This window comes from Planomonospora algeriensis, assembly GCF_977012225.1.
This window is the reverse complement of sequence record NZ_CDRNDK010000440.1, coordinates 1-5,112: the sequence shown is the minus strand read 5'-3', so window position 1 is coordinate 5,112 and position 5,112 is coordinate 1. Positions and strand designations below refer to the sequence as shown.

At 72.9% G+C, this 5,112-nt stretch carries 4 protein-coding genes; all 4 read right to left on the bottom strand.

Annotated elements, in window-relative coordinates:
- The coding region (locus ACWJ6R_RS29755; RefSeq protein WP_449065405.1) for a ComF family protein at window positions 1-311 on the bottom strand (311 nt) is incomplete at its 3' end.
- A 65-nt stretch (window positions 312-376) separates the two neighbouring features.
- Window positions 377-2,164, bottom strand: coding sequence for an LpqB family beta-propeller domain-containing protein (locus ACWJ6R_RS29750; RefSeq protein ID WP_449065404.1), 1,788 nt, complete (start codon window positions 2,162-2,164; stop codon window positions 377-379).
- On the bottom strand, window positions 2,154-3,893 hold the full coding sequence (gene mtrB, locus ACWJ6R_RS29745; protein WP_449065403.1) for an MtrAB system histidine kinase MtrB: 1,740 nt from the start codon (window positions 3,891-3,893) through the stop codon (window positions 2,154-2,156). The genes ACWJ6R_RS29750 and mtrB overlap by 11 nt, the downstream gene beginning before the upstream one ends.
- 49 nt (window positions 3,894-3,942) lie before the next feature.
- Window positions 3,943-4,620 (bottom strand): MtrAB system response regulator MtrA, encoded by a 678-nt coding sequence (gene mtrA / locus ACWJ6R_RS29740; protein ID WP_030907316.1) that lies wholly within the window; start codon window positions 4,618-4,620, stop codon window positions 3,943-3,945.
- Window positions 4,621-5,112: the final 492 nt, after the last annotated feature.

Below are 5,112 nucleotides of genomic sequence, written 5' to 3'. Positions count from 1 at the left end.
CTGGGCACCGGGACGAGGACCACGGGGTGCCCGCCCACGGCGGTGCCGGCCGCCAGCGCCAGGGCTCCGGCCAGCGGGTGGGCCAGGGCCGTGCGGCCGTGCTCCTTGTAGGCGAGGATCGCCCGGCGCGCGACTCCGGCGTAGACCGTGGCCGACCAGCAGTCGGGCAGGCCGGGCGGGGACGGGACCGGCATCCGCCGGGCGGGCTCGCCGCGCAGCTCCGCCGTACAGCGGGCGCAGACGAGCGCGCCGGGCGTGTCGCACCCGGCGCAGCGCGGCGGCAGGACGAGGTCGAGCAGAGCGGTCGTCACATCCGCCAAAATGCCAGGTCCCACCGACAGAACCCCGGGCCCGGAGCGCGCGGCGGGCCCGGCCGCTACCCCAGGGGGAAGACCGGGAAGGCCGGGCCGTCCCCGGCGAGGACGGCGGCGCCCTTGTCGTCCTTGACCTGCGGCTCCCAGGTGTCCCCGTCCCAGTAGAGGACCTGCTGCTTGCCGTCGTCGTCCTCGACCCCGGCCAGCAGCGAGTTGTTCTTGTTCAGCGCGGCGATGCTCCGGATGCCCGGAGGGGAGGGGATGCTCTGCGACGGCTCGGCGATGAGCGAGGCCTCGAACAGCTCGGACTTGCCGGTCAGCACGTAGAGGGTCGTGCCGTCCTTCCAGGCGATGTCCTCGATGGTCTGCTTCTCGTCGCCGTCCATCACGGTCTGCAGGTTGCCGATGCGGGTGTCGGCCCGCTCTCCGACGATCGCGCCGATCATGACCTTCTCGCCCGTGCCGTCCTTGACGGCGACCGCGACCCGGACCCCGTCCCGGGCGACCTTGAGCGCGGTGACCTCGACCGTGTCCAGGTCGGGCGCTGCCACCCGGTACTGCCGCCTGTCGTCGGCGTACTGGCGCAGCACCACCGAGGTCTGCGGGCCGGTCCGGTCCACCGTCCACATCGAGTCGTAGCGGTCCCAGGAGGGCGGGACGAGGTCGTTGCCGACGGTCCACTCCTCCCACTGCCCGTCCGGGGTGAGCGGGGCGACGGAGACGCGCTTGCCGTCCTCCGACACCGCCGCCACGTGCCTCGGGGCCGACCCGCTGACCGCCGGGGCGGCGGCGGGCGAGCCGGCGTACTCCCGCCCGGCGCCGCCCGGCACCGGACCTCCGACGTTCTCCTTGCCCAGCACCCGCAGGGCGCCGCCCTGCAGGTAGTACGGGGCGGCGTCCACCGGCGCCATCCACCGGTCGAACCTCAGGTGCTCCTGGGCGTCGATGTACAGCGGGACCCCGGAGCGGTACGGCTCGCCGTTCACCCGCACCTCGAAGCTCGAACCGCCGGCGAGCTTGGAGAGCGTCCCCGCCAGCTGGGCGGACATCGCGGCGACCCGGTCGGCCGGCACTCCCTCGGTCAGGTCGACGACGACGCGGTTGTTCTCGGTGGTGACGTCGATGAGCCCGGTGCCGGCGTCGAAGACCGTCTCCACCGCGCCCCGCAGCGACCCGCTCGGCCCCTTGATCAGCCGCTCGACCGTCGTCTTGGCGAGGGTCGAGGCCGGGTCGACGGGCATCTGGACCCGGTCGATCACCAGGCCCTGCCGCTTGGCGTCCAGGAAGTACAGGTCGACCGGCTCGTAGGCCCGCTCGACGTCGGCCTGGGAGAGCAGCAGCCCGTCCGGGCCCGCGCTGATCCGCCAGCCCTTCGCCCCCTTGACGAGGGTGAAGAGCTCGTCCAGCGTGCCGCCCCTGGGCCGGTACTGGCCGTCCTGGTCGATGCTCGCCGTCACGGCGCCCTTGAGCGTGACCCTGGCCTCCGTGGCGCCCTCGGCCAGCGGCGCCGTCACCGACGGGGCCGGCTGGTAGACCGTCACCCCGGTCTCCGGCTTCCACCGCGCGGCGAAGTCGTCGGAGAGGTACCGGCGGGCGGCCTCGTGGCGGACGTCGCCGATGCTCGCCATCGCGGCGCGGAACCCCGTGACGACCTGCTCGGGCGTCCAGGAGGGGTTCGGCTCCATGGCGATCACCCGGGCGTACGGCGGGTCCAGGGGGTTGCCCTGGTCCCGGTCCTCCACGACCGTGGACCGGCCGGTCGGCACGACCGAGCAGGCGGCCGCCGACCAGGACAGCGCGGCGGCCAGGAGCACGGCGCCCGCGCGCCGCCGCGTCCGGCTAGTCCGCATCCTGTCCCCCGTCCGCCGCCGCCGGAGAGAGCACCGGCGTCATGTGTCCCCGCCACGTCCGCCGCATCTCCACCTCCGGCGGGACCAGCGGCAGCGGCGACCCCCGCAGCGGCACCCCGGCCGTCCGGGGCAGCGAGAGCCGGAACTGCGACCCCTCGCCCGGCGCGCCCCACGCCTGGAGCCAGCCGCCGTGCAGCATCGCGTCCTCGCGGGAGATGGCCAGGCCCAGGCCGGTGCCGCCGATGGTCCGCGCCCGGGACGGGTCGGCCCGCCAGAACCGGTCGAAGACCATGGTCTCCTCGCCCGGCTTCAGGCCCACCCCGTAGTCCCGCACCGCCACCGCGACCGCGTCCCGGTCGGCGCCGACCGAGACGACGATGTCCTTGCCCTCGCCGTGCTCGATCGCGTTGAACAGCAGGTTGCGCAGGATGCGCTCGACCCGGCGGCTGTCCATCTCGGCCATGCACGGCTCACCGGGCAGGCGCAGGTCGAAGCGGGTGGAGTGGCGCTCGGCCAGCGCCTCGGAGTCGGCGACGGCGCGCAGCACCACGTCGCGCACGTCGACCGAGTCGACGTCGAGCGTCGCGGCCCCCGCGTCGTAGCGGCTGATCTCCAGCAGGTCGGCCAGCATCGACTCGAACCGCTCCAGCTGGTTCTGCATCAGCTCCGCCGAGCGGGCGGCCATCGGGTCGAAGTCCTCGCGGGCGTCGTAGAGCAGGTCGGCGGCCATCCGCACGGTGGTGAGCGGGGTGCGCAGCTCGTGCGAGACGTCGGAGACGAACTGCCGCTGGACCTGCGAGAGCTCCTCCAGCTGGTGGATCTTGAGCGCCAGGTTGGCCGCCATCTCGTTGAAGGAGGTGCCCAGGCGGGCGAGGTCGTCCTCGCCCCGCACCTTGAGCCGCTCGTCCAGCTTCCCGGCGGCCAGGCGCTCGGCGGCCTGCCGCGCGAGCCGTACCGGGATGACCACCTGCCGGGTGACCAGCGAGGCGATCGCGGCGAGCAGCAGCACCAGCCCGGACCCGACCACGATGAGCATCTGCTGGAGCGAGGCCAGCATCTTCTCCTCACGGTCCAGCGGGACCAGGTGGTAGATCTCGTAGCCGCCGTCGAGCCGCGGCGCGCCGGTGGTGTCCAGCCGGGTGCCGATCACCACTCCGGGGACCGCGTCGGCCCTGCCCTCGTAGTACAACGGGAGGAACCAGGGCGCGTTGCGGCCCGGCTCGTTCTTCTTCACCTCGGCGCGGAGCCGGTCCGGCACGCTCCGCGGGTCGATGTTGGTGGTCCCGAAGAACTCACCGGGCAGGTTCTCGTTGCGGATGATCACCGAGTAGCGGCTCGCCGAGCCCGCCCGCTCGGCCAGAGCCTGGGTGGCCCGGCTGAGCGGGCTGTCCCCGCCGCCCTGCGGCGTCTCCCCCGGGTCGGCGGGGCGCTCGGAGGTCTCGCTCTCCGGCTGGGTCAGGAAGCCGAGGACCGCGTTGCGGTCGGCCTGCGCCTCGCTGATCGCGGCCCGCACCCGCGACTCCAGGACCGACTGCTGGATCTGCTGCATGAGGAAGACGCCCAGCACCGCGACCACCACGATGGAGATGACCATGGTGCTGGTGACCACGCGCAGCTGCAGGGATCGCCAGAAGACCCGGCGCAGCCGGCCGGCGGCGCGCCGGGTGCGCCGCCGGACCCCCCGCACCAGTTGGCGCGGGGTGCGGCGGCGCTTCTTCGCGGGGACCATGTCGGATTCCGAGGGGAGCCGTGGGGAGCCGTGGGGAGCCGGAGGCTCGTCAGGCCGGGCCGGCCTTGTAGCCCACGCCGCGGACCGTCACCACGATCTCCGGGTGCTCCGGGTCCTTCTCGATCTTGGCGCGGAGCCGCTGGACGTGCACGTTGACCAGGCGGGTGTCGGCCGCGTGCCGGTAGCCCCAGACCTGCTCCAGCAGGACCTCGCGGGTGAAGACCTGGCGCGGCTTGCGGGCGAGCGCGACCAGCAGGTCGAACTCCAGCGGGGTGAGGTTGATGGTCTCCTCCTCCCGCTTGACGGAGTGACCGGCCACGTCGATGGTGATGTCGCCGATCTGCAGGATCTCGGGCGTCGGCTCGTCCGTGCGGCGCAGCCGCGCGCGCACCCGGGCCACCAGCTCCTTGGGCTTGAACGGCTTGACGATGTAGTCGTCGGCGCCGGACTCCAGGCCCAGCACCACGTCGATGGTGTCGCTCTTGGCCGTCAGCATGACGATCGGGACGCCGGACTCCGCGCGGATCCTGCGGCACACGTCGATGCCGTCGGCTCCGGGCAGCATCAGGTCCAGCAGCACCAGGTCCGGCCGGGTGTCGCGGAACGCGTCGAGCGCCTTGTCCCCGTCGGAGACGAAGGAAGGCTCGAACCCCTCCCCGCGCAGCACGATGCCGAGCATCTCGGCGAGAGCGGCGTCGTCGTCGACGACCAGCACGCGTCCTTTCATGGCCCCTCATTCGTTTTACGCAGTTAGGGAGTTTCTATGGCAAACCACACGATTACTGAAGGTTACCCTTGTCCGGCCACCAGATGACACGATCCACCATTCGGCCGTCCGGGTGCTGAATCTTAGGCGTATCGCCGAATGGAACACACGGCGATCCCCCACCCCCGTCGGCCGCCTCCACCCCGGCGACTGCGGGCACCGGGGGACGGGTGCGGCCTTCTCCCCAGTCTGCGGCAGACGACGGCGTCTCTGCCATCCCTCCGGCATCTCCCGCCGGGTTCCGCACGGGAAAACACCGCGGGATCCCCCGAACGGCCCGATGTGGGGGCCGACATGCCAGGATTGGGATATGTCAGACGGTCACGGCTCCAGTCCCGACACGCCATCCGGCTGGGCGTCCAACCAGCCGCCGCCGTACGGCGGGCAGGGCCCGGCGCCGTGGGCCGCGCCCGGCGCCGGTGGGACGCCGCCTCCCCCCGGCGGCCCGTACGG